This is a genomic window from Oleiphilus sp. HI0117 (assembly GCF_001635235.1).
Genome location: NZ_LWGA01000393.1, coordinates 1 through 464 on the forward strand (window position 1 = coordinate 1; position 464 = coordinate 464).

Consider the following 464-nt stretch of genomic DNA (forward strand, 5'->3'; position numbering starts at 1 on the left):
GCAGCAACCCGCCAATCAGTATGAGTGCATTTCGAAGCACTGGTAGCATAAACAACAATACTCTGATCAGGACTTTAGCTGTTATCAGCTAGATAGAACCAGGTATCAAGCACCGAATCGGGATTTAGTGAAATACTATCGATATCCTGCTCCATTAACCAACGCGCTAAGTCAGGATGGTCTGAGGGGCCTTGCCCACAAATACCAACGTATTTGTTTGCTCGCTTGCAAGCGCTAATAGCATTTTCCAGTAGTGCTTTAATCGCCTCGTTACGTTCATCAAACAAGTGAGCAATGATTCCAGAATCTCTATCGATACCGAGTGTTAACTGAGTTAAATCATTGGAACCAATTGAGAAACCATCGAAGTGCTCCAGGAACTGATCTGCCAAAATAGCATTTGCAGGCAGCTCACACATCATAATGACTTTCAGGTCGTTCTCACCACGCTTTAGGCCTTTCTC

The 464-nt window shown here is 44.2% G+C and carries 1 protein-coding gene; it reads right to left on the bottom strand.

Going from position 1 to position 464, the window contains the following annotated elements; genetic code table 11:
* Positions 1 to 74 precede the first annotated feature (74 nt).
* On the bottom strand, positions 75 to 464 hold a 390-nt coding region (locus A3757_RS04670), incomplete at its 5' end, for a putative PEP-binding protein (protein WP_304439173.1).